This is a genomic window from Caballeronia sp. DA-9, from assembly GCF_051615025.1.
GTDB lineage: Bacteria > Pseudomonadota > Gammaproteobacteria > Burkholderiales > Burkholderiaceae > Caballeronia > Caballeronia sordidicola.
In genome coordinates, this window is sequence record NZ_CP195133.1 from 1,324,775 (window position 1) to 1,350,264 (window position 25,490).

General features: G+C 59.9%; 21 protein-coding genes, 1 tRNA gene and 1 pseudogene. 18 read left to right on the forward strand and 5 right to left on the reverse strand.

The genetic code is table 11. The annotated features are described in order from the left end of the window. The first annotated feature begins 49 nt into the window (after positions 1 to 49). Positions 50 to 775 carry a nuclear transport factor 2 family protein gene (locus tag ACRWA7_RS22130; protein ID WP_438396059.1) on the forward strand — a complete coding sequence of 242 codons (726 nt, stop codon included), beginning with the start codon at positions 50 to 52 and terminating at the stop codon, positions 773 to 775. Positions 776 to 792: 17 nt separating this feature from the next. Here ACRWA7_RS22130 and ACRWA7_RS22135 read toward each other — a convergent pair whose 3' ends face one another. The 3 genes from ACRWA7_RS22135 to ACRWA7_RS22145 form a co-directional block, all read right to left on the reverse strand. Then, on the reverse strand, positions 793 to 1,167 hold the full coding sequence (locus tag ACRWA7_RS22135; protein WP_438396061.1) for a single-stranded DNA-binding protein: 375 nt from the start codon (positions 1,165 to 1,167) through the stop codon (positions 793 to 795). 97 nt (positions 1,168 to 1,264) lie between these two features. Beyond that, the gene (locus ACRWA7_RS22140; RefSeq protein ID WP_060816851.1) at positions 1,265 to 1,624 is read right to left on the reverse strand and encodes a hypothetical protein; all 360 of its coding nucleotides are present in this window, start codon (positions 1,622 to 1,624) and stop codon (positions 1,265 to 1,267) included. 386 nt (positions 1,625 to 2,010) lie between these two features. Further along, positions 2,011 to 2,550: a hypothetical protein gene (locus ACRWA7_RS22145; protein WP_060816850.1), complete on the reverse strand. Its 540-nt coding sequence runs from the start codon at positions 2,548 to 2,550 to the stop codon at positions 2,011 to 2,013. A gap of 346 nt (positions 2,551 to 2,896) precedes the next feature. Here ACRWA7_RS22145 and ACRWA7_RS22150 point away from each other — a divergent pair, with 346 nt between their 5' ends. Continuing rightward, positions 2,897 to 3,247, forward strand: coding sequence for a hypothetical protein (locus tag ACRWA7_RS22150; protein WP_438396064.1), 351 nt, complete (start codon positions 2,897 to 2,899; stop codon positions 3,245 to 3,247). Positions 3,248 to 3,514: 267 nt separating this feature from the next. Continuing rightward, on the forward strand, positions 3,515 to 3,895 hold the full coding sequence (locus tag ACRWA7_RS22155) for a hypothetical protein (protein ID WP_438396744.1): 381 nt from the start codon (positions 3,515 to 3,517) through the stop codon (positions 3,893 to 3,895). A gap of 106 nt (positions 3,896 to 4,001) precedes the next feature. On the opposite strand, the gene fabI is transcribed toward ACRWA7_RS22155, so the two are convergent. After that, entirely contained in the window at positions 4,002 to 4,799 is a 798-nt protein-coding gene (gene fabI, locus ACRWA7_RS22160) for an enoyl-ACP reductase FabI (RefSeq protein ID WP_060816847.1), read from the reverse strand. Between the two features lie 205 nt (positions 4,800 to 5,004). On the opposite strand from fabI, the gene ACRWA7_RS22165 reads away from it, so the two are divergent. The 8 genes and pseudogenes from ACRWA7_RS22165 (at position 5,005) to ACRWA7_RS22200 (ending at position 16,648) form a co-directional block, all read left to right on the forward strand. Next, positions 5,005 to 6,879 carry an extracellular solute-binding protein gene (locus tag ACRWA7_RS22165; protein WP_438396067.1) on the forward strand — a complete coding sequence of 625 codons (1,875 nt, stop codon included), beginning with the start codon at positions 5,005 to 5,007 and terminating at the stop codon, positions 6,877 to 6,879. A gap of 28 nt (positions 6,880 to 6,907) precedes the next feature. Then, entirely contained in the window at positions 6,908 to 7,942 is a 1,035-nt protein-coding gene (locus tag ACRWA7_RS22170) for a microcin C ABC transporter permease YejB (protein WP_438396069.1), read from the forward strand. Between the two features lie 13 nt (positions 7,943 to 7,955). Continuing rightward, positions 7,956 to 9,050, forward strand: a complete 1,095-nt coding sequence (locus tag ACRWA7_RS22175; RefSeq protein ID WP_438396070.1) for an ABC transporter permease — start codon at positions 7,956 to 7,958, stop codon at positions 9,048 to 9,050. Continuing rightward, positions 9,047 to 10,645 carry an ABC transporter ATP-binding protein gene (locus ACRWA7_RS22180; RefSeq protein WP_438396073.1) on the forward strand — a complete coding sequence of 533 codons (1,599 nt, stop codon included), beginning with the start codon at positions 9,047 to 9,049 and terminating at the stop codon, positions 10,643 to 10,645. The genes ACRWA7_RS22175 and ACRWA7_RS22180 overlap by 4 nt, the downstream gene beginning before the upstream one ends. Before the next feature lie 137 nt (positions 10,646 to 10,782). Then, positions 10,783 to 11,478 (forward strand): C40 family peptidase, encoded by a 696-nt coding sequence (locus ACRWA7_RS22185; RefSeq protein WP_060816843.1) that lies wholly within the window; start codon positions 10,783 to 10,785, stop codon positions 11,476 to 11,478. 485 nt (positions 11,479 to 11,963) lie between these two features. Further along, positions 11,964 to 14,795, forward strand: coding sequence for a xanthine dehydrogenase family protein molybdopterin-binding subunit (locus tag ACRWA7_RS22190; RefSeq protein ID WP_438396076.1), 2,832 nt, complete (start codon positions 11,964 to 11,966; stop codon positions 14,793 to 14,795). Next, a pseudogene (locus ACRWA7_RS22195) lies at positions 14,792 to 15,368 on the forward strand ((2Fe-2S)-binding protein). Before ACRWA7_RS22190 ends, ACRWA7_RS22195 begins: the two are co-directional and overlap by 4 nt. Further along, a complete protein-coding gene (locus ACRWA7_RS22200; RefSeq protein ID WP_438396077.1) occupies positions 15,365 to 16,648 on the forward strand; it encodes a c-type cytochrome in 1,284 nt (427 codons plus the stop codon). The pseudogene ACRWA7_RS22195 and the gene ACRWA7_RS22200 overlap by 4 nt, the downstream one beginning before the upstream one ends. Positions 16,649 to 16,671: 23 nt before the next feature. Here ACRWA7_RS22200 and ACRWA7_RS22205 read toward each other — a convergent pair whose 3' ends face one another. Further along, positions 16,672 to 17,703, reverse strand: a complete 1,032-nt coding sequence (locus ACRWA7_RS22205; protein ID WP_438396080.1) for a patatin-like phospholipase family protein — start codon at positions 17,701 to 17,703, stop codon at positions 16,672 to 16,674. A 218-nt stretch (positions 17,704 to 17,921) separates the two neighbouring features. Here ACRWA7_RS22205 and gltX point away from each other — a divergent pair, with 218 nt between their 5' ends. From gltX to ACRWA7_RS22240, 7 genes are all read left to right on the forward strand, one after another. After that, the gene (gene gltX, locus ACRWA7_RS22210) at positions 17,922 to 19,328 is read left to right on the forward strand and encodes a glutamate--tRNA ligase (protein ID WP_060816839.1); all 1,407 of its coding nucleotides are present in this window, start codon (positions 17,922 to 17,924) and stop codon (positions 19,326 to 19,328) included. A gap of 146 nt (positions 19,329 to 19,474) precedes the next feature. Beyond that, positions 19,475 to 19,550: transfer RNA gene (locus ACRWA7_RS22215), tRNA-Ala, on the forward strand. A 480-nt stretch (positions 19,551 to 20,030) separates the two neighbouring features. Further along, positions 20,031 to 20,357, forward strand: coding sequence for a non-heme iron oxygenase ferredoxin subunit (locus ACRWA7_RS22220; protein WP_438396081.1), 327 nt, complete (start codon positions 20,031 to 20,033; stop codon positions 20,355 to 20,357). Positions 20,358 to 20,451: 94 nt separating this feature from the next. Beyond that, on the forward strand, positions 20,452 to 21,747 hold the full coding sequence (locus ACRWA7_RS22225) for a sugar ABC transporter substrate-binding protein (RefSeq protein ID WP_438396083.1): 1,296 nt from the start codon (positions 20,452 to 20,454) through the stop codon (positions 21,745 to 21,747). 102 nt (positions 21,748 to 21,849) lie between these two features. Then, positions 21,850 to 22,836 (forward strand): ABC transporter permease, encoded by a 987-nt coding sequence (locus ACRWA7_RS22230; RefSeq protein ID WP_438396085.1) that lies wholly within the window; start codon positions 21,850 to 21,852, stop codon positions 22,834 to 22,836. After that, positions 22,833 to 23,876 carry an ABC transporter permease gene (locus ACRWA7_RS22235; protein WP_438396087.1) on the forward strand — a complete coding sequence of 348 codons (1,044 nt, stop codon included), beginning with the start codon at positions 22,833 to 22,835 and terminating at the stop codon, positions 23,874 to 23,876. Before ACRWA7_RS22230 ends, ACRWA7_RS22235 begins: the two co-directional genes overlap by 4 nt. Positions 23,877 to 23,929: 53 nt before the next feature. After that, positions 23,930 to 25,489, forward strand: coding sequence for a xylulokinase (locus tag ACRWA7_RS22240; RefSeq protein WP_438396090.1), 1,560 nt, complete (start codon positions 23,930 to 23,932; stop codon positions 25,487 to 25,489). Position 25,490: the final 1 nt, after the last annotated feature.

The following is a 25,490-nucleotide window of genomic DNA, read 5'->3' on the forward strand; positions in this document are numbered from 1 at the left end:
TCGGCCCGGTCCCACTCAATAAGTCGATTACGTTTAAATGGAGAGCATCATGACCGAGCATGAGATTCTGGTGGGCCGTTATTTCGATGCCTGGAACGAGGCGGATGCGTCCCGCCGCGAAGCGCTCGCCGCGCAGCTTTTGACGGAGAACGGCCGCTACCTTGACCCGATGATGAACAGCACCGGCCCGATGGAATTCGCCGACATGATCGGCGCGTTTCGGTCGGCCATGCCGGGTATGCGACTCCAGCCCGTTGGCGGTATTGACGCGACGGGAAAGATGGTGCGCTTCAGTTGGCGTTTGATCGATGCAACCGGGCGGCAGTTTGCGAGCGGCACAGATATCGGCGAATTCAGCATTGACGGGCGCTTCGCCAGCATTACGGGTTTTATCGACAGTGCGCTGACAGGGCGCGACTGGAGCGTCGAGAAATACGCGGCGTTCTGGGCGGCGCCGGATTTCAGCAAGCCGACGAACGAACTGGCTGCGAACATCGAGGGATATTGGCCGGGACTCGATACGCCGTTAAAAGGCGTTGAAGCATATGTTCGTCCGCTGCACGAATTGCTGCGTCGCATCCCCGATTTCAGGCTTCAAGTCGCCGATCACGCAAGCCGCGGCGACATGGTCTTCATTCGATGGATAGCGACAGGCACGCACGGCGATACGCCGCTGCGGTTCGAGGGCGTGGACTGCGTGCGCCATGAGAACGGACAGGTCTACGAGAACCGCATTTATTGCGACCATCCGTTGGTGCATGCGCTCAATCGCTGAAAAAAACCGTTGCCGCGTTATTCGTCATCGTCCGGGGCATCGCGCGGATCCTCGCCACCCTCTGGCAGGCCCCGTACGGTGCGACGCTTTTGCTTTGCGTGGTAAGCGCTCAATACTGCGTGGACGACCATGTCGAGCGCGGGCTTTGCATTGCCTTGCTTGTCGGTCCATACCTTCGGCGTCAATGCGCCGGCAAGCGCTACGCTATCGCCGTCGTCAAGCGCCTGCAGTGCTTCCTTGGGGGAATCGTCGAAGGCAATCACGTTTATGAACAGACTTTCGCCGTCGCCCGCAGTGGCGCGAACGCGGCAGGTTACGAAGTGCGTGCCATGCTGGCCGGTGCGCACTTGCGCCGTACCGTAAAGTCGCCCGGAAACGAGGCCGTCGATCATCGTTTGCTCCTTCGAAATCGCGGATTGTCTCATCGGGAGCGAAGACGCGCTTCGGGCTATGCAGGTCTGTCAAGGCAACGAAATTTTCTCGGCCCGATCAGCCTTGTTTGCGCTTTGCTTCTTCCAGGCAGTCGGCGAGTTTCTCGAAATAGTCGAGCGCCTTGCGCGTGGGAATGACGGTCTTGGTTCTCAGGTCGGTACTCGATTCGTCGACCGAAACCAGCCCTTCCTGCCGTAACCGCGTGAGTTTCCGGTGCACCGTCGCAGGCGCGCCCGCTGCCGACAGCGCCATTGTTTCCGTTACGGTAAGGGAATGCCCTGCGTGCCAGGCGGCAGTCAATGCTTCAAGCAAGCGTTCTTCGGCGGCATCGAGTTTTGGAACGGAGGGTAACGCCTGAACGGCCTGAGCCAGGTTCAGAAAGCGGAAGTAGGTATCAACCAGATGTTTTTTTGCCATTGCTGCGGACTCGGGAAACGTCCGGCAATCATAGCATCGGCTGTGGACGAGGCTTGCGCGTTGCTTACTTGATGGCTTGAGAAAGCGGGTGCGAGCGTTCATGAAAGAGATACTGAAATCGCTTATCACTTTGATAATAAAATGATAGGATTATCGAAAGAGGGCGCTCTATTGACGTAATAGGGCAACGCCACTAGACCTGAGAGTATAAAAAGAGCGCGTTACCCTGCTTAGAAAAGGAGGGTAACGACGCTTGTATAAATTGGGGCTGATTCATAAGAATGTTCGAATATGGCATTAACTGGAACTCAATCGTTCGCCATAAGCGCCAGATATTGATAGACCATTGCCTCGCGGTGAACAGGAGCGAAGAAGCGAAACCGCCTTCAGCGAGAAGTTCCGTGAGCCGCCCCATGCATTCTGGTAATCAGCCACAGGCTCAGCTTCAGCGTATAGACCACAATGAGCGTACCGCCCAGATCGCCGATCATCATTACCACGAACCGCTCGCCCGCATTTTCCGCGTTGTCAGTCAACATGCTCCATGATTGCTGCATCGCGGGACCCACAATCGAATAAAGCAAAACAAGCAGGAGCAGGCGCTTTGCTGTGAGGTTATCCAGCGAAGGACGAATGCCCAGTTTGCGTATGGCGAATAGATAGGCCAGATAGGGTGCGAGCGCCGAGATAATCCCGGCGAACAGAGCGTGTACCGGGTCGTTCGGAAAATAATAGAAAAAGCAGCTAATCAGCGATGCCATCAATATACCGATTGCGCCCACGCCCCCGAATACCAATGTGCAGAGCAGCCGCATCCCCGCTGGCAGATAGACCCAGTTCACGCCACGAACGTACTCGGAATGCCGGAAGATCCACTCATTCGCCACCAGGGTCAGCAGAAAAATGAATGCAGTGCCGAAAATCACCGCAAGATAATGGCGGACAGCGTTGGGTAGCGTTAGCGGCAAAGCTTACTTACCTCTGGCACGATGCATAAACTCGAAGCTGTCTGCGCGCGCAGCTGTGGCGCGTGTCAGGCAGAGTTGTTGAAGCGGTGGCGGATGTTGGCCATATTCTATCAGTGAGCAGGCGTGCAACCGCGCTTGCGCGCGTCTGTTTGTGAGCTCGCGTTCGCGCTCAATTGGCTGATTGAAATTTTGCGTCACATTCAGTCGTCGGTCGTAATTCTGGGTTACCGCCTTGAAACAATACCGCCGGGCCATTCGGCTAAGATTATCTCAACGAAACTGAATCCGTTGAGGTACACGTCAAATGAACAATAAGCTCAAGACCATGTTTGCCGGGGCAGTCGCCTTTGGGGCGCTGGGATTATCCGGCGCGGCAATCGCGCAGGTGCGTCTGGGTGTCAATATCGGCGTTCCTGCCCCCGTGTATGTTGCACCGCAGCCTGTCTACGCACCGCCTCCGCCGCCCGCTGTCTATGCACCGCCGCCACCGCCGGTTGTCTACGCGCCGCCTCCGCCTCCGGTCTATGCGCAACCCGCTATCGTTATCGGCTGGCACGGTGATCGGTATTACGACGGCCATCGCTACTGGGCTCGTGACGACTGGTATCGCCATCACGGCGGACCGCGGTACGGCGATCATCGTGGCTGGCATTGAGCGATGAAAACCGCGCAATAGTCTGGAGCCTGCATTGAACGATGGCCATCCGGCGCAAGCCGGATGGCTTTTTATATAACCGGGTTGGCCCTCCGATTGGCGCTCATTGGCCGCTTTTCTTCATGTAACAAAGAGTAAGCTTTCGGCAGACGATAACGCCCCGTCGATGAACAACTTACAAAGTTGAAATACTGGATCGTGCGTGATCCGCTATATTCGCTTCCACCTGAACAATGACGGCCCGAGGCGCGCCTTTACATGAAAACGATCAAAAGCATTCGCAGTCTTGCTGGCATTGCCGGCATATGCCTCGCCACAGTCTCCGGCGCGGCCCACGCGGGTCACGTGAACCTGGGTATCAATATTGGAATTCCCGCGCCGGTATATGTGGCGCCCCAGCCATACTACGCACCGCCTCCGCCGCCCGTCGTCTATCAGCCCGCGCCCGTGTATGTGCGCCCGCCTGTAGTGATTGGCTGGTACGGCGACCGATACTACGATGGCCGGCGCTATTGGTCTCGTGACGACTGGTATCGCCACAACGGCGGACGTGGTGGCTATTATGGTTCGCCGCGTGGTCATGGCGGCCCATCGCACGGTGGTGGCAACGGTCATGGCGGCGGTCACGGAAACGACCACCACCGGTAAGCACCCGTAACCGCGCATCGAAATAAGGCCGTCCTGCATGCGCAAGACGGCCTTTTGATTTGGTGCAAGCCTGGCAGGAGCCACGCGGCGCGTGTTTCGGCGGTCTTTATTCCGCTGCGCTCGGGACCGTCATGCCGCCAACGACTGCATTAAAGCCGCTGTCCACATGAATGATCTCCGCGCTCACGCCACTCGCCAGATCCGACAGCAGGAACGCCGCCACGTTACCGACCTGATCGATGGTCACATTGCGTCGCAACGGCGCGTTATTCTCAACGAACTCCAGAATCTTGCCGAAACTCTTGATGCCGCTTGCCGCCAGCGTCTTGATCGGACCGGCCGAGATGCCATTGACGCGCACGCCTTTGTCGCCCAGCGATTCGGCCAGATATCGCACGCTGGCTTCAAGCGATGCCTTCGCCAGACCCATGGTGTTGTAGTTCGGGATTGCGCGCTCGGCACCCAGGTAGCTCAGCGTGAGCAGCGAAGCGTCCGGAGAAAGCATGGACTGTGCGGCCTTGGCGAGCGCCGGGAAGCTGTACGCGGAAATATCGTGGGCGATGCGGAAATTCTCGCGCGTCATGCCATCGAGGAAATTACCGGCAATCGCATCGCGCGGCGCAAAGCCAATGGAATGCACGAGACCGTCGAGCGTGTCCCAGCGTTCTTTCAACGAGGCGAAGAGGGCGTCGATGTCCTCGTCGCTTGCCACATCGCAGGGAAATATCAGATCGCTGCCGAATTCCGTCGCGAACTCAGTGATGCGATCCTTGAAGCGCTCACCCACGTAGGTGAAAGCGAGTTCGGCGCCTTCGCGCTTGCACGCCGCCGCAATGCCATAGGCAATCGACCGGTTCGACAACAAGCCCGTCAGCAGAATCCGTTTTCCAGCGAGAAATCCCATAGATGCTCCTTAATAAGTCAGTATCGCGCTTGGCCCGGATGAATGCGCGAGAAGCGTGTGCGCCTCGTTACAATGCCCGGGGCAATTGTTTTAAGTAGAATTCTCTCACACTGCGGGGTCAGGGCTGCAGGCCAAGGCGGCGTTGCGGGCGATGCTGGCAACATGTTTTTTCAATCATCGTGGAATGGTACGCATAAAGGCACTCATGACGACTGGCTCCCGACGGGTCCTCGGTCCACTGCTCGCGAGCCTGGCTATTGGTTTCGGCGGGTTCGCGGTTTCTAATCCGGCATGTGCCGTGTATGCCATCGCGCAATATGGCGAACCAAAATATCCGGCTGGTTTCACGCATTTCGATTACGTCGATCCCAACGCGCCGCGCGGCGGCACGCTTGTGCTGGCCAATCCGAACCGGCTGACCAGCTTCGATAAATTCAACCCCTTCACGCTGCGAGGCAATGCGGCGCCCGGGCTCGGCTATCTTTTCGAGAGCCTGACAACGGGCAGCCTCGATGAGGTATCGACGGCATATGGTCTTCTTGCTGACGATATCAGCGTGGCGTCCGACGGACTTTCGGCCACTTTCCATATCAATCCGAAAGCGCGGTTTTCGAACGGCGACGCGGTCACGGCCGAAGACGTCAAATACTCGTTCGAAACGCTCAAAAGCCCACAGGCCGCGCCGCAGTATTCGGTGTACTTCGGGCAGATATCGCGGGCTGTCGTGGTGGATCCGTTGACCATTCGTTTCGAGTTCAAGGAGCGCACGCGCGAAATGCCGTTTATTGCGGGCGGAATTCCGGTGTTTTCGCGCAAGTGGGGCATGAAGCCGGACGGCAGTCACGTGCCCTTCGATCAACTTGCGTTTCAGAAGCCCATAGGCAGCGGACCGTATCTCATCGAGCAATACGACAATGGCCGCACCATTACGTATAAACGCAATCCTGCCTATTGGGGCAGCGCGTTGCCCGTGCGCGTGGGCACCTACAATTTCGAGCGCATCAGTTACAAGCTGTATTCGGATGGCGTCGCGCGGCTGGAGGCCTTCAAGGCCGGCGAATATGATGCGCTCGTGGAATATATTGCGCGTAACTGGGTGCGTCGTGATATTGGCAAACGCTTCGATAATGGCGAACTGATCAAGCGCGAATTCCGCAATCACAACGGCACGGGCATGCAGGGATTTTTCATTAACCTGCGCCGGCCCTTGTTCAAGGACGTGCGCGTGAGACAGGCGCTCGATCTCGCCTTCGATTTCCAGTGGCTCAACCGGCAATTGTTTTTTAACCAGTACACGCGCATCGACAGTTTTTTCGCCAATACGGATCTGGCGGCGACCGGCACGCCAAGCGCGGGGGAACTCGCGATCCTTTCGCCATTGCGCGCGCAACTCGATCCCGCTGTCTTCGGTCCGATGGTCAGGCAGCCAAGTACCGACGCGCCCGATTCGCTGCGGGCAAACTTGATCAAGGCGCGCCAGCTTCTTGCCGACGCGGGCTGGACTTATCGCGACGGTGCGTTGCGCAATGCGAAGGGCGATCCGTTCGTGTTCGAGATACTCGATGACTCGGGCAGCGGCGCTTCCATGGAGCCCGTGGTCGCCACTTTCCAGCGCAACTTGCAGAAGCTCGGGATCGTGGCGAACTTTCGCACGGTGGATTTCGCGTTGATCCAGAAGCGGCTCGACGCCTACGACTTCGATGTCACCAGCATTCGCATGCCCGACGTGCAGATACCCGGCACGGAACAGGAAACGCGTTTTGGCAGCAAGTCGGCGGACCAGCAGGGCTCGGACAATTACATCGGCCTGAAGTCGCCGGCGGTTGATTCGATCGTGCATACGCTGATCGGCGCGCAGACACGCGAGCAACTTCTCGATTCCACGCATGCGCTCGACCGGGTCCTCATGCACGGCTACTATGTGATCCCACATTGGTACACGGCGTCGCACCGGGTGGCGTATCGCAACACGCTCGCGTATCCGGCGACCTTGCCGCTGTACTACACCGCCGAGGACTGGATCACGTCGACATGGTGGTTCAAGCCAGACCCGGCCGCGCCGGCCGCCGCGACAAAATAATTCGAAGCATTCAACCGGAACGCCGCCCATGTGGAGCTACATCCTCAAACGCATTCTGCTGATGATCCCGACCTTGCTCGGCGTCCTCACGCTCACGTTTGCCGTGATCCAGTTCGTGCCGGGCGGACCAGTCGAGCAGGCGGTGCACGAACTGCGCCGCGGCGAGCAAGGCACGAGCTTCGGCATGCGCCAGCATACGGGCGTGGACGCGCAGCAGATCGCCCAACTTCGCGCGCTGTATGGCTTCGACAAACCGCCGCTCCAACGCTACTTCCTGATGCTCGGCCGCTTCGCGCGCTTCGATCTCGGCGACAGCTACTTCCGGCATCAAAGCGTGTGGTCGCTGATTGTGTCGAAGCTGCCTGTATCGATCAGTATTGGCTTGTGGACGTTTTTTCTGACCTACCTGATTTCGGTGCCGCTCGGCATTGCGAAGGCGATACGCAACGGTTCCACTTTCGATGTCACCACGAGCCTGCTTGTACTGATCGGATTCGCGATTCCGGGGTTTGTACTCGGCGTGTTGCTGCTCGTGCTTTTCGGCGGCGGTTCGTTCTGGCAACTGTTTCCGCTGCGCAATCTCACGTCCGACAACTGGGCAACGCTCAGTCTCGGCGGCAAGATCGCGGACTATCTGTGGCATATCACGTTGCCGATCGTCGCTTCGGTGGTGGGCAGTTTCGCGGTGATCACCATGCTGACCAAGAACGCATTCCTCGATGAAATCCGCAAGCAATATGTTCTGACCGCGCGGGCCAAGGGGTTGTCGGAACGAACGGTGCTGTGGAAGCACGTGTTCCGCAATGCGTTGCTGCCGTTGATCGTGGGATTTCCCGGCGCGTTTATTGGCGCGTTTTTTACGGGCAGCCTGCTGATCGAAACGCTGTTTTCACTCGATGGCCTCGGACTGCTTTCCTATGAATCCGTCGTGCGGCGCGATTATCCGGTCGTGCTGGGCACGCTGTATCTGTTCACACTGATCGGGCTTGCAACCAAGCTGGTGTCCGACCTCTGCTACGTGTGGGTCGACCCGCGCATTCAATTCGAACAACTGGAGCGTTGAGTTGAACCAGTCCATGCTCCGCACGCCCCGCGACAGCGACGCACAACCGTTGAGCACACCCGTTTCAGTCACGCCAGGCCGGCGCGTCTGGCAGCGATTCAAGCGCAACCGGCTCGGTTACTGGAGCCTCGTGATCTTCGTGATCGCATTCGCGATCAGTCTGGCGGGTCCCTTGTGGTCCAACGACAAACCGCTCGTGGTCCGCTATCAGGGACACCTCTATTTCCCGCTGGTGAAGACGTATGCGGAAACCACGTTCGGCGGCGATTTCCCGACGCCCGCCGATTATCTCGATCCCTACATTCGCGACCGCTTCAGCGAGGGGGGCAACTTCTCTGTGTATCCGCCGAATCATTATTACTACGACACACTGAACTATTTTTCGAAGGGCTCGAATCCGGCGCCGCCATCGCGTGAAAACTGGCTCGGCACCGACGACCGCGGCCGCGATGTCTTCGCGCGGCTGCTCTACGGCTTTCGCGTCTCGGTGATCTTCGCGCTGGTGCTCACTGCAATCGGCACGGTGCTCGGCATGCTCGCCGGCGCGGTCCAGGGCTATTTTGGCGGACGTACCGACCTGACCGGACAGCGCCTGATCGAAATCTGGAGCGCGCTGCCCGAGTTGTATCTGCTGATCATCTTCGCGTCGATCTTCGAGCCGAGCTTGTTGCTGCTGGTTGTGCTGCTCTCGCTTTTCGGATGGATTGGCCTGTCCGACTACGTGCGCGCCGAATTCCTGCGCAACCGCACTCAGGACTATGTGCGCGCGGCGCGGGCGATGGGTTTGTCGAATGCGCAGATCATCTGGCGGCACATCCTGCCCAACAGCCTCACGCCCGTCATCACGTTCCTGCCGTTTCGCATGAGCGGCGCCATTCTCGCGCTGACGAGCCTGGACTTTCTTGGCCTTGGCGTCCCCTCGCCGACGCCATCCCTGGGCGAACTGCTCGCGCAAGGCAAGGCAAACCTGGACGCCTGGTGGATATCGTTATCGACGTTCGGCGTGCTGGTTGCAACCCTGTTGCTGCTCACGTTCATGGGCGACGCGCTGCGTAACGCCCTCGACACGCGCATCTCCGATGCCATCAAGGCCGGAGGTGGAAAATGAGCGCGCCGCTGCTGGACATTGCCGATTTGCGCGTGCGTTTTGGCGACACCATGGCGGTTGATGGCGTCAATCTCAGGATCGAGGCCGGCGAGCGCGTGGCGCTGGTCGGCGAGTCGGGATCGGGCAAAAGCGTGACCGCGTTGTCCATACTGCGGCTTCTGCGAGACGCCGATCTCACCGGCTCGATCCGCTTCGATGGCGAGGAACTGCTCTCGAAGAGCGAAGGCGCGATGCGCAAGCTCCGCGGCTCCGACATCGCGATGATCTTTCAGGAGCCGATGACCGCGCTCAACCCGCTTTTCACCATTGGCGACCAGATCATCGAGACCATCGTGCTGCACGACGGCGTATCGGTGCGCGACGCGCGCCGCCGTGCAATCGACCTGCTTGCGCGCACGGGCATCACGGAGCCGGAAACGCGCATCGACCGGTATGCGCATCAGCTCTCGGGCGGACAACGCCAGCGCGCGATGATCGCCATGGCGCTCGCATGCCGCCCGCGCCTGCTTCTCGCCGACGAACCCACCACCGCGCTCGACGTCACGATTCGCGCGCAGATCGTGGAGTTGCTGCTCGAACTCCAGCGCGACGAAGCCGCATCGCGCGGCATGGCGGTGCTGCTGATCACGCACGATCTCAACCTCGTTCGCAAATTCGCACAGCGCGTGGCGGTGATGGAGCAGGGCGTGCTGGTCGAAAGCGGCGCGGTGGAATCGATTTTCGCGTCGCCGCAGCATCCGTACACCATTCGCTTACTGGAGAGCAAACCGGAGCGCACCGTCTTGCCGGTGCTGCCGTTGTCACCGGTTCTGCTCGATGCAAAAGAAGTATCGGTGGAATTCGCCACGAAGATCGCGGGCGTTGGCGGCTGGTTCCGGCGCGGCGCGTTCAAGGCTGTCGACGGCGTTTCGGTGACCGTGCGCCAGGGCGAGACGCTTGGCATTGTCGGCGAATCGGGTTCAGGCAAATCCACCCTGGCCATGGCGTTGCTTGGTTTGCAGCGCATATCGCACGGAAAGGTCGAATTCCAGGGGCGTCAGCTCGCTGATTACCGTGGCCGCGAGCAAACCGTGCTGCGCTCGAACATGCAAGTGGTGTTTCAAGACCCGTACAGTTCGCTCTCGCCACGCCAGACCATCGAGCGGATAGTTGGGGAAGGGCTCGCGCTTCACCGTCCCGAACTCGACGCCGCCGCCCGCCACGCAAAGGTGATCGCGGTCCTGCGCGAGGTCGGCATGGACCGGACGTGCCTGAATCGTTACCCGCACGAGTTTTCCGGCGGCCAGCGTCAGCGCATTGCAATTGCGCGTGCGCTGGTGCTCGAACCGCGCATCCTGATCCTCGATGAACCCACGAGCGCACTCGATGTCTCAATTCAGCATCAAGTTTTGCGTCTGCTTGCCGATATACAACGGAAGTACAACCTGGGCTACGTTTTCATCAGCCACGACCTGGAAGTCATCGGCGCGATGGCGCATCGGGTGGTGGTCATGCAGAACGGAACTGTCGTGGAAACCGGCGATGTGGAGAATATTTTTGCAATGCCGTCCCACGAATACACAAGAAAGTTACTGAAAGCCGCGATCGTGGCCTAATTTTCACCAATTAGGTGCGCATCTCAATTGTATTTTTCTATGCCTTTTGACATGTAAATAATATCTGGCTAGTATCGAGCAAAGTTTTCTCGCATGATCCTGATTTTTCAGACTTTTTTACCCAAACCTACCGACCGATGCAGCCATTAACCTTGACTCAGACATGCGCGCGCGCAGCAGCCAGCATGTTGATCGGCCTGATGATGACAGCAGCTAGCGGTGCGTTCGCCGACGAAGTCAACAGTTCAAGTCAAAATGCCAGCAATGGCATTTTTTCGTCGCCGAAAGCAGCTAATGACATCTATCCCGTTGCCGGTTCAGGCAATGTGACAAGCACCTCTTCAGCAACCCCGACCGCTACGCGTTCTTTCCTCTCCGGCATGGCGAGCAAAGCGGGTGACGTGGTTGTCGGCGCGCTCAATATGATTGGCGTGCGGTATCGCTGGGGCGGTAATACACCCGATTCCGGCCTGGATTGCAGCGGTTTTGTGCGCTACGTATTCCAGGACACGCTCGGCATGACGCTGCCGCGCCGTGCGGAAGAAATGAGCCGCGTTGGCGAGAAGGTTCGCGTGAGCGAGCTCAAACCGGGAGACCTCGTGTTTTTCAACACGATGCGCCGTTCGTTCTCCCATGTCGGCATCTACATTGGCGACAACAAGTTCGTCCATTCGCCTTCCACGGGCAGCACCATCCGTGTTGACGACATGGACAACAGCTATTGGGAAAAGCGCTATACGGGTGCTCGTCGAATAGAAGCGACGTTCCCGATCGATGGCGTCGATCTGCGTCAGCGTGTCAGCGCCACGATCGGTGGCAATCCCGACAACTAAATCGTTCTAATGAACTGACCAGCCAGTCACGCTGCGCGCCGGTCAGCTACAAAGCCTGCCTTCCAACAGAAGGCGGGCTTTTGTCGTTGGTCAAGCATAACCATGCATGGTTATGCATTCAGCACAAAACTTGACACCCTGATCGCTGCTCACAGGCAACCTTGCCACGTACAATCGCCAGCTTTCCGTGGTGACTGCGGCCTCCCGCCGCAGTCCATTGCGTGAACGCAGCCAAGGTGTTTCGAAGTGAACAACAGCGCGCGTTAAACCCCGAAACAGGCTGCTGCAAATCCCTGCACCCTGACCACTCGAAGTGCGTTTAGGATCGGAACGCGCCAGGATCCGTCGTAACAAGTCATTCTCTTCAATCAAAACGAAGAACACGGCTGTTTCAGAAAGTTAATAGTTTCGGAATCCGAAATAAATTTTGGGATTCGAATGAATGTGACCTGGGGGTGAAAAGCCGCCCGGGTGAGGAGAGTGATATGGGAGAACTCGACCGATCGCGTCGCGGTTTTCTTAAGGCGAGCACCATTGCAGGACTGACTGTCATTATCGCGCCGCTTGGCAGTCGTGCTTTCGCCGCGTTGTTTGAAGAGAAGGTTCTCACGCCGATCCAGTGGGATACGGCTAGCGGCCGGGCGAAATTCCGTATCGACGGAATCGCGAAGGTGACGGGGTCGAAGGTGTTCGCCCGCGACGTGCGCGCCGCCGACATGCCGCACTGGCCGAAACAGCAATCCCATGCGTTCATCTTGCGTACGACGCAAGCCGACAGAATCTATGAAGGTATCGACCTCGGTCTTCTCGGCGACGAACTGCAACCGGACCGGATTGTCACGGCAGAGGATCTGACGCGCGATGGCCTCGCATTCCCGGCGTTTTATGGTGACGACATGCTCTTGCCCGCGGGCAAGACGCCGGCTTATCTGGGTCATGCGGTCGCAATATTGATCTATCACGACTTCGCGCGTTTTCGATTCGCGAAGGACACGCTTCAGTTCCACGATGAAGTCATTCGCTACGGCGCCAAGACCGGGCCACTCGAGCGCGATCCGTGGGGCACGTTTCGCTTCGTGCGGGTCGGCGGCGCGACGCCGTATGACGACGATACCTTCTCGAGCCTGAAGAACACCATGCTGTTCCCGAGCGCGATGCGCAAGCACGAGCCTGTCTGGGCTGCAGGTAATGCCAGCGGCAAGCTCGATCAGCAGGGCATGTTCCACGCCGAAAAGCTGCGCGACGAACTGGACCATCCGCCCGCGGATTGGCTCGTGCTCGATCGCAACTACACGACTCAGTCCATCGATACCGCTGCGCTCGAAGCCGACAACGCGAACTGCTGGTATGACGCGTCGACGCAATCGCTGCACATGGTCGTGCCAACGCAAGGTCCGAGCGAAGTCGCCCAGAGCGCGGCGGGCATGGCGGCGAAGTGCCGTTTTCCGGTGAAGAACCTGTTCGTGCATCCGGTTTCGACTGTCGGTTATGGTTCGAAGGATCACTACAACGTGCCGTTCTACGGCCTGGTTGCAGCCATGTATGGCGACGGCCGGCCAGTGCGGCTCGCCTTTGACCGCTACGAGCAGTTCCAGACATCGATCAAACGGCATGCATCGAAAATGCATTACCGGATTGGCGTCGATAAAAAAACCGGCCTGCTGCAATCGTTCAATGCAGAGCTTGAAGTCAACGGTGGCGGGCGCTCCAACTTTTCTCCATCGGTGGCAATGGTGGGCGCGTCGGCCGCGCAATCCATCTATTACTTCCCGAAAAGCGATCTGACGGGCATCGCTACGGCGTCGCGTGCAATCGACGCCGGCTCCGCTCGTGGCTACGGCACCTTGCAGACCATGGCCGCAACGGAAATGCTGATCGACGAACTGGCCGGCCAGCTTGGACTCGATGCTATCGACTTGCGGCTGAAAAACGCGCTGCGCTCCGGCATGAAGAACACGCAGGGTGCGATCCCGGCAGGCGCGATCCGCGTCGATGAAATCCTTCAGAAGGCGAAGGTTCATCCGCTGTGGACCGATCGCGCGAGGAAGAAGGCCGAGTATGAGCTGACGCATCCGGGCAACCGCTATGGCGTGGGCTTCGCATGTGTGCAAAAAGACTTCGGGACGGGCGCGGAGGCATCGTTTGCGAAGGTCGAAGTCGCGGCCGACGGCAAGATCACGCTGCATCACACCGCCGCTGAAATCGGCACGGGAGCGTCGACGTCTCAGGCCATTGCGTGCGCGAAGTGGCTCGGCAAGCCGGCTGCGGAAGTGCGCATGGCGATTGTCGACTGGCCGGAGTTGCCGATGATCACGAGCGGCGATCCGTACACGATGTCGCAAGCGGAGCAGGACAAATTGTCGGCGAATCCACGATGGTCGCCGGGGATGGTATCGCCATCGAGCGCGACGAATTCGGCGTTCTATTTCACTCACAGCACGCACGAAGCGGCGCGCGTTGTCTTCACGCAAGGCCTGTGGCCGGCAGCCATGTCGATCTGGAGCGCGGGCATTGGCGGCGGTCAGGCGGCGCCTTTGGTCGTTCGCCGCGAGGATGCGCGCTGGGTCGACGGCAAGCTGACGGCAGCAGGGCTTGAGCCCTTGCCGCTTGAACAACTTGCGAAAAAAGCGCACGAACTCGGGGTCGTCACGGGTGCGGTCGTGCACGTGTTCAACCGCTGGCAATGGACCGAGGCGGAGTTCGATATCCGGGGCGTGACAGAGCGCTTGCCGATTGACGGTTTGTCACTGCTTTATGGCGCGGGGAAACCCAAGGATGATGGCAAGGGCCCCGCTCCAGTTGCTCCGGCGTATCGCGCGCTCGATCGCAAGCGGGTTTTCATCCCGCCGGTCCAGCGCAACAACGCGGCCGTGACCTATTACAGCGCGGTGGCAACGCTGGTCGAACTCGCGGTGAACGAAGCGAGCGGACGTGTCGAATTGCTCTCGCATCACTCCATTGTGGAGTGCGGCAACATGCTCGCGCCGGAACTCGTGTCAGGTCAGTTGCAGGGCGGACTGGCGATGGGCATCGGCCATGCGCTGCACGAGTACCTGCCGCTTTACGAAGAGGGCCCCGGCAACGGCGCGTGGAACTTCAATCGCTATCACCTGCCGCGCGCAAGCGATGTCGCCGTCTGGACCCAGACCGGCGAACTGCTGCCGCCGCTGTCCGAAACGGATCCGCCGAAGGGCATCGCAGAAGTGGTGATGATTCCGGTAGTGGGCGCCATAGTCAACGGCATTGCGCACGCGATCGGACGCCGGTTCAACGACTTGCCTGTGACGCCTCAAACCATTCAGGAGGCGCTCGCATGACGGCCCCCAATCAAGCAAAGCCTGCCATGATCCAGATGAAGCCTCTTTCGCTCACCATCAACGGCGTGGCAACCGGTCCGATCCAGACGCCCGACGGTCTGATGATGATCGATTTCCTGCACGAATACGTGGGCCTGACGGGTTCGCGCCTTGGCTGCGGGCAAGGTGTCTGTCACGCATGCGTGGTGATTCTGGACAAGCAGGACGGAACCAGCGAAGAAGTGCGCTCCTGCATCACGGGCGCGCATTTTTTCGATGGCAAGAAGATCCGGACCATCGAAGGGCACGGCACGCGCAATGAGCAGGGCGAAGTCGTCGAACTCACGCCGGTGCAGCAAAAATTCCTGGAGCACTTCAGTTTTCAGTGCGGCTATTGCACGCCGGGATTCGTGAACGCGGCGACGGTCTTCATTGAGCGGCTGAAGCGCGAGCCCATTGCGAAGGCGTCGGTGGACAGCGAGATCATGAAGGCGCTCGACAGCCATCTGCCGATGCACGGGCTATGTCCGCTATTACGAAGCCGTAAAAGACGTCGTGATGAACACGCCCGGACTCGTGAAGGATTCCGCATGAGCTACGCATCGACACTTCGTATCGGCGCGCTCGCCTTGTGTATTGCGGCGTTATCGGCGTGTAGCAAGGGTCCCGACAATGCGCCGGCGGACGCGCGCACATCGACCCCCGAACAGATCGCGCGCGGCCGTTATCTCGCGAAAGCCGCCGATTGCGCCGCCTGTCACACGATCCCCGGCGGCGCGCCGTTCGCGGGCGGCGTGAGACTCGGTTCGCCTTTCGGCACGTTCTATGGCACGAACATCACGCCCGATCCTGAACATGGCATCGGCAAATGGACCGCCGCCGAGTTCTACAAGACGCTGCACGACGGCGTGACGCCCGATAAGCAGCTTTATCCGGCGATGCCCTACACGTCATACCGGACCATGTCGCGTGCCGACAGCGACGCCATCTACGCGTACCTGATGGCGCAAAAGCCGGCCGCCGTGCCTGACCGCAAGCCCGATCTCAAATTTCCGTTCAACGTCCGGTTTGCCGTCATGTTCTGGAACATGCTGTTCCTGAAAGACAGCTTGCCGGATGCATCGGTTGGAACGTCGGCGGACTGGACACGCGGGAAATATCTCGCGAACGCGCTTGGCCATTGCGCTGAATGCCACACGCCGCGCGGCCTGTTCGGCCAGATGAACGGGGCAAAGGCGCTCCAGGGGTCGGATCTGGGCCGTGTGATTCCGCCGGATATCACGCCTGCCGGACTTGCCGCGCGCGGATGGACGGGCGCCGACCTGCAGACTTTCTTCGCAACCGGAATCAGCCGTCAGGGACCCGCGTTTGGTGAAATGCATCCGGTGGTCTTTCTGAGCACGCAATACTTGTCGCCGGGCGACTTGCGCGCGATGTCCGTCTACCTGCTCGGCGATGCACCGCCGCCGCCCACGTCCGTACAGCCGGTTTCCGCCGACGCCGCTCAGGTCAACAAGACGGCTGCCGGCCGTAACACCTACATTGCCGTGTGCGCGGGATGTCACGGGCTGGGAGGCGAGGGCAAGCCGCACGTGGCGGTGTCGATGCGAGGCAGTTCCACGCTGCGCCAGACCGATCCGCATAACCTGATCGCCGTGATGCTCGATGGCATGGCCGCCGCGGATTTCGCCGGCACGGAGAGCTTGCAGGCAATGCCTGGCTTCGCTGCTACGCTCGACGACGAGGAACTCGCGCAACTGGCGAACTATCTGCGCTCGAACTGGGGCGGCCAACCGGGCGACGTCACCGCGGCAACAATCAAGGCGCTGCGTGACTCGACGCCTCATGTGACATCTCACGCGCCGTCCTACTAGGATCCCGAGGCGTTGCCGTTTTCCTAAACGGCAACCCCCTTGGTCGCCATTTGGCGTTGCAGATCGGGCCAGATTCTGGCTACGGCTTCCTCGCCGGCCAGAATGGCCGCGTTACGCTGGCTGAAGTCGCTGCCGCTCATGGCGGCAAGATTCGGGCGGATGACGAAGTCGGCGTATTTATCGAGTTCGTAGGCCTTGATGGTCTGGCCCATGATGGTGAAGGTCTGCATCAGGACGTCGAACGAATTTTGCGTCAGCGCCGTCTCCGGGCGTGCCGAGATGTCCACCGCGATCACAAAATCCGCGCCCATCTTGCGCGCGAATGCGGCCGGCACCGGGCTCACCAGGCCGCCGTCAACGTACTCGTGGCCGCCTATCTTCACCGGTTCGAAGATGGACGGCACGCTGCACGACGCACGCACGGCAACGCCCGTATTGCCGCGCTGAAACAGGATCGGCTGACCGGTTTTCAGATCCGTTGCGACAATCCCGAGCGGTTTCGCCATCTTCTCGATTGGCCTGTTGTCGAGCGTCTTGTTCAGGTAGTTCTGGAGCGCCACGCCTTGCAGAAAACCGCGCGTGCGAAACGGCATGGCCCAGTCGCTGATCGACGCTTCGTCCATGGTCAACGCAAGCTTGTTGATCGCAATCCCGTTCATTCCCGACGCCGATAACGCCGCGATCACCGATCCCGCGCTCGTCCCGCTCAAAAGATCCACCTTGACGTTGCGCGCTTCGAGCGCCTTGATCACGCCGATATGCGCAAACCCGCGCGCCGCGCCGCCACCGAGCGCGAGACCGATCCGAACCGGGCGCTGCGGTGAAGCGGCGACAGGGGAGGCGGGCGTCGCGTTCGAGGCTGACGGCGAAGTGACCGTCGGAGCCGTTGTGCATGCACTGAGCAAGGCGGACGCGCAGCCGAGGGAAAACGCCCGGCGCGACAATGCAGGCAGGCGAGGCAAAGGACGAAGCGGCGATTTCAAGAAATTCTCCTGCAATACGGCGGACGAGGCGAATGAGACGGGACGGAACAACCCACGGGCGAACCTGACCATTCGGATAAGTCTTCCCGTAGCGGCGGACATGATAAAACATGATGGCCCCGCGCGAAGGGTCGAAGGCTCCTGGCGGGTATAATTCCATCTCGTATTGACCGCTTGCAGTGTTATCCGCACAGGGCGCAGAAGCACGCTGCCCCAAGCCGTTCCCCGATCTATCGCCTGCCTGGCAGTCCGTGCCGGCACGCGCATTTGAGCTATCGAGCACACCGCACATGACCCAAGTCCGTACCCGTTTCGCTCCCAGCCCCACAGGCTTCATCCACCTCGGCAACATTCGCTCCGCGCTTTACCCGTGGGCGTTCGCGCGCAAGATGAAGGGCGTTTTCGTGTTGCGCATCGAGGACACCGACCTGGAGCGTTCCACCGACGCATCCGTGGACGCCATCCTTGAAGGCATGGAATGGCTCGGCCTAGACTACGACGAAGGCCCGATCTACCAGATGCAGCGTATGGACCGGTATCGCGAGGTGCTCAAACAGATGCTCGACAAGGGCCTCGCGTACCCCTGCTACATGTCGACGGAAGAACTCGACGCATTGCGCGAACGCCAGCGCGCGGCCGGCGAAAAACCGCGCTACGACGGCACGTGGCGTCCCGAAGAAGGCAAGGTGTTGCCGCCCGTTCCAGAAGGCGTGTCTCCGGTCATTCGCTTCCGGAACCCGATTGGCGGCGTGGTCAGCTGGGATGACGCGGTGAAGGGCACCATCGAAATTTCGAACGACGAACTCGACGATCTGGTGATCGCGCGCCCGGACGGCACGCCCACGTACAATTTCTGCGTGGTCGTGGATGACCTCGACATGAAGATCACCCACGTGATTCGCGGCGACGATCACGTGAACAACACGCCGCGCCAGATCAACATCCTGCGCGCGCTGGATGGCGACGTGCCCGTATATGCTCATTTGCCGACCGTGCTCAACGAGCAAGGAGAGAAGATGAGCAAGCGCCACGGCGCGATGAGCGTGACGGGGTATCGCGACAGCGGATACTTGCCGGAAGCGGTGCTGAACTATCTGGCGCGACTTGGCTGGTCGCATGGCGACGCGGAAATATTTTCGCGGGAACAGTTCGTGGAGTGGTTCGATCTCGACCATCTGGGCAAGTCGCCGGCGCAATACGATCCGGACCGTTTGAACTGGCTGAATGCGCACTACATCAAGGAGGCCGACAACGCGCGGCTCGAGATGCTCACGAAGCCGTTCCTGCTCGAATTGGGTATCGACGCCGCCATGGTCGAGCAAGGGCCGCCGCTGGAACTGGTGATCGGCTTGTTGAAAGATCGCGCCTCGACGGTGAAGGAAATTGCCGACAACGCCGCCATGTTCTATCGCGAACCGGTGATCGACCCGGCCGCACTCGCGCAGCACGTCACTGAAGCCGTACGTCCGGCGCTGGCCGATCTGCGACAAGCGCTGAGCGAAGCCGAATGGAGCAAGGAAGCAATCTCGGCAGCGTTCAAGGCCACGCTGACAAGCCACAAGCTCAAGATGCCGCATCTGGCCATGCCGGTGCGTCTGCTCGTGGCGGGCACCACGCATACGCCTTCTATCGACGCCGTGTTGATGTTGTTCGGGCGGGAAACGGTGCTGGCGCGGTTGGAAAAAGGCATTGCGTGAACCAGGGAGGCGCTCGGGTTGGCAACACGGCGTGCATAGCAAAGGCGACCGGCTCGCACCCTGAAGACCATTTATTTTTAGAAGCGGCGGCAAAAGGTATTTACAACTTCAAAAGCGCCCTTTAAAATCTCGTTTCTGTTCTGCAAGGGGGTATAGCTCAGCTGGGAGAGCGCTTGCATGGCATGCAAGAGGTCAGCGGTTCGATCCCGCTTACCTCCACCACCTAGTGGGCCGCAGACAGTCAAGAAGTCCGAAAAGCCTTGAGAAATCAAGGCTTTATCTTTTTCTGCGATCGCTGATTACGCATGCCTGTTCCGGCAAATTCCGCAACGCGCAAATACCCCGCTCGTACTCCAAGCCGAATCGTGTGATTCCGGTGTTGCTTGTCGTCGTCCCGACGTAGTTCCATCCATCTGCTTCCTCTCCGAAACACCTCGTTCATCTTCATCTCCGCGTTTTTGCCCCGGGCTGGCTGCGCCGGTTAGCTCGACCTGTTAATCGCCGGACCAGAGTGTTTGTCCCAATGGTCCTTGGCTGATTGTGCGTGGCCGCTCCATGCCAAAGGGCTCGCCGACGTGCTTGCTGATCGTCAATGGGCTCATTCAAATAATGAATTTTCTCAAGCTTACGCGCGCAACTAGCATCGTTTAAACACGAAGCCGAGCCATAGAGCCATAAGGAGGCTGTTTGCACGCAGGAAAAATGACGCAATGGATCAAGGTTGCGCGCGCGGAAGATATCGAAGAAGGCGACGTGCAACGGTGCGACGCAGCCGGAACCTGTATAGCGGTCTTTAACGTCGGGGGGGCATTCCATGCAACGAGCGATATCTGCACCCACGCTTACGCTCATCTGTCCGACGGGTACATAGACGGCGAAACCGTTGAATGTCCATTGCACCAGGGACTGTTTCACATCCCCACCGGACGGGCGATGTCACCGCCCGTGACCGAGAACCTGAAGACGTTTGCGACGCGGCTGGAAAATGGAAATGTTTTCGCTGAAATAGAAATAAAGGAGGATCGCTAAGTTAATAGAGGTGGTTAGTGCAGCAAATGAATTGCCATAAATAGACAGACCGCCGACCTGGCGGCATTCCATCGAAGCATGGAGGAGCACAACAATGATTGGCTATAAGAAAAGCGCCTTGCGCATGGCTGCGGCGCTGGCTGGGTATGCGTGCGTGTCCTTTGCCAGCGTGAGCGCAGATGCGCAGGAATCCGTCCACACGCAGTTAAACGGGATCATCAAGCAATATAGCGGCGTGACAGGCGCGTCGATGACGAACCCCGACGTCAAGAAACTGTTCGACAAAGACGGTTTCTCCGACTATCTGGCCGACTATCCGGTGGGCAATCTCGCCCTCGGTTATGTTTGGAAGGTCGGGATGGGCGCGACCTTCACGGGCCACTACAGCAAGGTCAAGATCAAGGCGCCGTTCACGGATTATGTGCCGTTGCCCGACGGCCCGGTTTTCAATCCCAAGAAGACCTATCGCATTGGCTTTGTGTTTCACGGCTTCAACAACCCCTGGCTGATGAGCCTGGCGGACACCGCTGCATGGGAAGCCGCGCGTCATCCGAACGTGCAGATCGATATTGTCGACGCACAATTCGACGATAACCGCATGTCCCAGGTCATCGACGGATGGATCGCGAAAAAATACGACGGCATCGTGCTATGGCCCAATCGTGAAGCGCCGATGGGACCGCCCGTGGACCGCGCGATCGCTGCGGGTATTTCGGTGGTCAGCGTGGACCGTAGGACATCGTCGACCAAGATCAGTTCTGAAGTGATGGGTAACTTCTACGCGAACGGCGTGCAGCAGGGCATCTATCTTCAGCAGGCGACGGGCGGACAGGGCAACCTCATCATGAACCGGAAGGATCTCGGCAGCACGGCCGACGCAATCCGTTCGGGTGCGTTCCTGCAAACCATTGGCAAGAGTAACGGTTATCACATTCTCGCCTCTTATCAGGTGAACAGCGACCGCACGCTCGCGTTCAAGGCGACGGCCGACGCGCTGCAGGCGTACAAGAATATTTCCGTGGTGTTCAACGCGGGCGGCGAGGAAGCCATGGGCGCCCTCGATGCAATCCGCGAAGCCAAGCGGCTCAACAGTGGACCGGGCGGCAAGAAACTCGTGATTCTCGCGGACGACGACGCCAACGAAGTCCTCAAGGAAGTGAAGGACGGCAATATCGATATGGTGGCGCCCTACACGCCGCTTATTGGCGATGTGGGCGTGCGCGTCGTACTCGAACACATAGGCTTCAAGGAAGGCCTGATCAAGCAGGCGCCGCCCAAGCTGGTGCTCACTCCCAATCTTCCCATGATTACCAGGACGAAGATGAAGATTGGCGGTATTGAAACGGTGACGCCTGACGAATGGCCCTACGGCTACGGCCCCGGGAAATGAGTACCTGACCTATAGCAGCGTTCGCCCTATGCGCCACGGTGAACCGGGCGTATATGGCGCGATCACCGCGCGCATATTGCGGGCAATTGCAGGAGACAAACAATGAATCAGCCCACTGTCCCGGCTGCGGCCTCATCGTTCAGGCGGCGCCATGGCGGCCATGCGATCGCGCCCGCGGTGCCGCGGCTCGGACTGCTCGCGCTGCTCGTGCTCGCTGGATATCTGATCAATCCGCATTTTGTCAGCAGCGACAACCTGCGGGTCGTGCTGCTGGCGGTATCGACGGTAGGTGTGATGGGACTCGGAATGACGCTGGTGCTGCTCGCCGGTGAGATCGATTTGTCGGTCGGTGGCGTCGCAGTGCTGGCAGGCGTCGTGGGCGGCCAGTTCGTGCCGGGAGGATCGGTGGCCGCCGTGCTTGCGGCGACGCTGTTGACCGGCGTTGGACTCGGCCTGATTAATGGGCTGTGCGTCACCGTATTGCGGGTGCCGTCGCTTATTGTCACGCTCGGTTCGCTCGGCATTTCCCGGGCGCTCGCCAACCTGCTGTCCGGCGGACAGGCTATCTTCCCATCGAAGCTCGACGGTTTCATATGGCTCGGACGCGGCTCCATTGCGGGCGTTCCCGTGCCGGTCATTATTCTGATCGTGGCAATCGTGCTTGCGCTGGTGGCCACGCGCCATACGGTCTTTGGACGCGCGCTTTATGCGGCGGGTGGCAACCCTCGTGCGGCGGCTCTTTCAGGCGTGAACGTAGGCGGGATCAAGCTGCTCGTTTTCGCGCTGAGCGGCGCTGCCGCGGCGCTCGCGGGCATGCTCGAAAGCGCGCGGCTTTCGTATATTGATCCGGCGGCGTTCGGCGGCATCGAGCTGAGTGTGATCGCGGTCGCGACGCTTGGAGGCGTGTCGCTTGCCGGCGGCCGCGGCACGATAGGCGGCATGGTTGTCGCGGCGTTGATTATCGGCGCCATGAACAATGCGCTCAACATGCTCGGCATGAGCAGCTACTTGCAGCAGATCGTGACAGCCGGCGTCATTCTTGCCGTCGTGCTCCCCGACAGCCTGCAGCGCAAGGAGCGTGAAGCATGAGCAGCGTCTCCGATACCGAACGCGGCGCCGCCCGCCGCTTCGTCAGTTTGCCGGTGAGGCAGACCGTGCGCGCCGTTATCGCGCAACCGTTGATCTGGCTGCTCGCTGGCTTGCTCGCGCTCGCGTATTTCACGTCGGAGTATTTTTTCAGCTCCGCAAACCTCGATACGCTGATGCGCGATATCGCCGTATTCGGCTTTCTCGCGATGGGCATGACGCTCGTGCTGCTGACGGGGCGCATCGATTTATCGGTGGCGGCCGTGATGATTTTCAGCGTGATCGGCGCAATCCAGTTGATGTCGCTGATCGGTTCGCTCTTCGATGTCCGTATGATCGCGCGTGGCGGCACGTATGTAGGGCCCGCACTGCCGCTGATCGGACTCACGCTGTTGCTGGGCGCGCTCGCTGGGCTCGTCAATGGGGTGGGTGTCGCTTATGGGCGGGTCGCGCCGTTTGTCATGACCCTCGTCACCTTGAGTGCGCTGCGCGGACTGAGTTACACGCTCACTAACGGGCACGCGTTTTATGTGCGCTCGGACGCGTATCAATGGCTCGGCGAGGCGCATCTTCTGGGTATTCCACTGGGTACTGTCGCTTATTTTGCGCTCTTTCTGGCGCTTGCATGGCTGCTTCACATGCATGTGATCGGCAAGCGCATCTATGCAATAGGTGGCGACGAGAAAACCGCGCGCTTCGCCGGCATCAATGTGCGCGGCTGGATCGTGCTGGTGTATGTGGCGAGCGGCCTGTGCGCCGCCTGCGCGGGTGTTCTGTTCACATCGCGGCTGATGTCGGTCGACGCACCGCTTGCCAACGGGTACGAACTCAACGCGATCGCGATCGCCGTGCTCGGCGGTACGAGTCTCGCGGGCGGCTACGGCTCGCCGTTTCGCACGTTGTGCGGCGGTCTCATCTTCGCGATCGGCCTGAGCCTGCTGAACATGTGGGGCGTGGGCGCGTGGTACCAGAACCTGATCGTGGGCGGCGTGCTGATTGCGGCGGTGGCGCTGGTGCAATGGCTGCGGCGCGGCGCAGGCTGAACGCGCGCCTCGGCCGGTAACGCTGATTTCCATAAAAAACCAAGGAGACGAAGATGGCGGCGAACCTTACTCTCGGTATCGACATTGGCACGACCAACGTCAAGGCAACGATCCTGGATACAGACACGGGCAAGATCGTCGCGCATGCTTCGCGCGAACACCCGCTATTTCATCCGCGGCCAGGATGGGCCGAACAGGACGCCGACAACTACTGGGGCGCGGTAACTGCCTCGATTCGCGCGTGCCTGGAGCAGGGCGCGTTTGCCAACGCCATTCGTGGCGTGGCCATGTCGGGCCTTGTTGGCGTGACGATTCCGGTCGATCAGAACGGCAAGCCGCTGCGTCCCGCGCCGATCTGGATGGACGCGCGTTCCGAACGCGAATGCGCCGAGATTCGCGAGCGGGTAGGCGAGGAAACCATCAATCGCAACAACGGCAACCGGATTGCGCCGTGGTTCATCGAACCGAAGGCGCTATGGATCAAGAAGCACGAGCCGCACATATTCAACGCAACGCACAAGTTCGTTTCGCCGACCGGCTATTGCACGTTGAAGATGACCGGGACGTTTTCGATCAATACGGGTGACGCGGGCCTGTTCTATCCGTTCGATTACCGGCGCGAATGCTGGAATGAAGACGTGGCGGCGGCGATCGGGATTCCTGTCGATAAATATCCGCGAATCTATCGTTCGCATGAAGTGGTCGGAGAAGTGACGCGCCAGGCGGCGGCCGAGACCGGCCTGAGTGCGGGCACGCCCGTGGTGGCGGGCGGTACGGACATCAGTTCGGCCGCGCTCGGTGCAGGCGTCACCGAGGCGGGGCAGGCGTATTACTCGATGGGCACTGGTTCCAATCTCGGCATCATGATTCCGACGGAGCAGGACGTCGACGAGTTCCGCATTCTGAAGTGGCCGCACGTGCTGCCCGGCCTCACGATGTTCGACGCTCCCATGGCGTTCACCGGCGCCTCGCTCAAGTGGTTTCGCGACCAGTTTGGCGACTATGAGTGGCGGCTCGCGGAGCGCATTGGACAGAATGTGTTCGACCTGTTCACGGCCGAAGCTGGGCGCATCGCGCCCTGCGCCGACGGCTTGCTGTATCTGCCGTATCTCGGCAACTCGCTCGCGCCCAACTGGAATTCGAACGCATGCGGCAACTTCTTCGGCGTGCGCCCGGATACCACGCGCGGGCATTTCATTCGCGCGCTGGTTGAAGGCGTGGCGTTCGACCTGTATTCGAACGTGAAGATCGCGCAGCAGGCGGGGGTCAAGCTCGATCGCCTGATCCTGAACGGCGGGCCGGCCAAGAGCCGGCTGTGGACGCAGATCACGGCGAACGTGGTCAACCTTCCGCTGGCGATTCCGGACATTGGCGAAGCGGCGCCTTTTGGCGATGCGATTCTGGCTGGCGTTGGCGCGGGCATCTACCCGGATCCGGTGACGCCGGTCAAGACCATCGTCACGATTCGCGAGACCATCGAGCCGGACGCGCGGATTCATGACCGGTACGACGAATTCTTCGGACTCTGGAGCCGCGTCTACGAGAACCTGCGCGGTTCGATGGACGAGCATCGGGCATTGCTCGAGCGTTATCAGATCGGGCAGGAGCACTGAT

Excerpts from the sequence above, each read along its gene's own strand:
- ACRWA7_RS22130 (WP_438396059.1), top strand. The coding sequence starts at position 50 with ATGACCGAGCATGAGATTCTGGTGGGCCGTTATTTCGATGCCTGGAAC.
- ACRWA7_RS22135 (WP_438396061.1), bottom strand. The coding sequence starts at position 1,167 with ATGATCGACGGCCTCGTTTCCGGGCGACTTTACGGTACGGCGCAAGTG.
- ACRWA7_RS22140 (WP_060816851.1), bottom strand. The coding sequence starts at position 1,624 with ATGGCAAAAAAACATCTGGTTGATACCTACTTCCGCTTTCTGAACCTG.
- ACRWA7_RS22150 (WP_438396064.1), top strand. The coding sequence starts at position 2,897 with ATGAACAATAAGCTCAAGACCATGTTTGCCGGGGCAGTCGCCTTTGGG.
- fabI (WP_060816847.1), bottom strand. The coding sequence starts at position 4,799 with ATGGGATTTCTCGCTGGAAAACGGATTCTGCTGACGGGCTTGTTGTCG.
- ACRWA7_RS22165 (WP_438396067.1), top strand. The coding sequence starts at position 5,005 with ATGACGACTGGCTCCCGACGGGTCCTCGGTCCACTGCTCGCGAGCCTG.
- ACRWA7_RS22170 (WP_438396069.1), top strand. The coding sequence starts at position 6,908 with ATGTGGAGCTACATCCTCAAACGCATTCTGCTGATGATCCCGACCTTG.
- ACRWA7_RS22175 (WP_438396070.1), top strand. The coding sequence starts at position 7,956 with ATGCTCCGCACGCCCCGCGACAGCGACGCACAACCGTTGAGCACACCC.
- ACRWA7_RS22180 (WP_438396073.1), top strand. The coding sequence starts at position 9,047 with ATGAGCGCGCCGCTGCTGGACATTGCCGATTTGCGCGTGCGTTTTGGC.
- ACRWA7_RS22185 (WP_060816843.1), top strand. The coding sequence starts at position 10,783 with ATGCAGCCATTAACCTTGACTCAGACATGCGCGCGCGCAGCAGCCAGC.
- ACRWA7_RS22190 (WP_438396076.1), top strand. The coding sequence starts at position 11,964 with ATGGGAGAACTCGACCGATCGCGTCGCGGTTTTCTTAAGGCGAGCACC.
- ACRWA7_RS22200 (WP_438396077.1), top strand. The coding sequence starts at position 15,365 with ATGAGCTACGCATCGACACTTCGTATCGGCGCGCTCGCCTTGTGTATT.
- ACRWA7_RS22205 (WP_438396080.1), bottom strand. The coding sequence starts at position 17,703 with ATGGTCAGGTTCGCCCGTGGGTTGTTCCGTCCCGTCTCATTCGCCTCG.
- gltX (WP_060816839.1), top strand. The coding sequence starts at position 17,922 with ATGACCCAAGTCCGTACCCGTTTCGCTCCCAGCCCCACAGGCTTCATC.
- ACRWA7_RS22220 (WP_438396081.1), top strand. The coding sequence starts at position 20,031 with ATGACGCAATGGATCAAGGTTGCGCGCGCGGAAGATATCGAAGAAGGC.
- ACRWA7_RS22225 (WP_438396083.1), top strand. The coding sequence starts at position 20,452 with ATGATTGGCTATAAGAAAAGCGCCTTGCGCATGGCTGCGGCGCTGGCT.
- ACRWA7_RS22230 (WP_438396085.1), top strand. The coding sequence starts at position 21,850 with ATGAATCAGCCCACTGTCCCGGCTGCGGCCTCATCGTTCAGGCGGCGC.
- ACRWA7_RS22235 (WP_438396087.1), top strand. The coding sequence starts at position 22,833 with ATGAGCAGCGTCTCCGATACCGAACGCGGCGCCGCCCGCCGCTTCGTC.
- ACRWA7_RS22240 (WP_438396090.1), top strand. The coding sequence starts at position 23,930 with ATGGCGGCGAACCTTACTCTCGGTATCGACATTGGCACGACCAACGTC.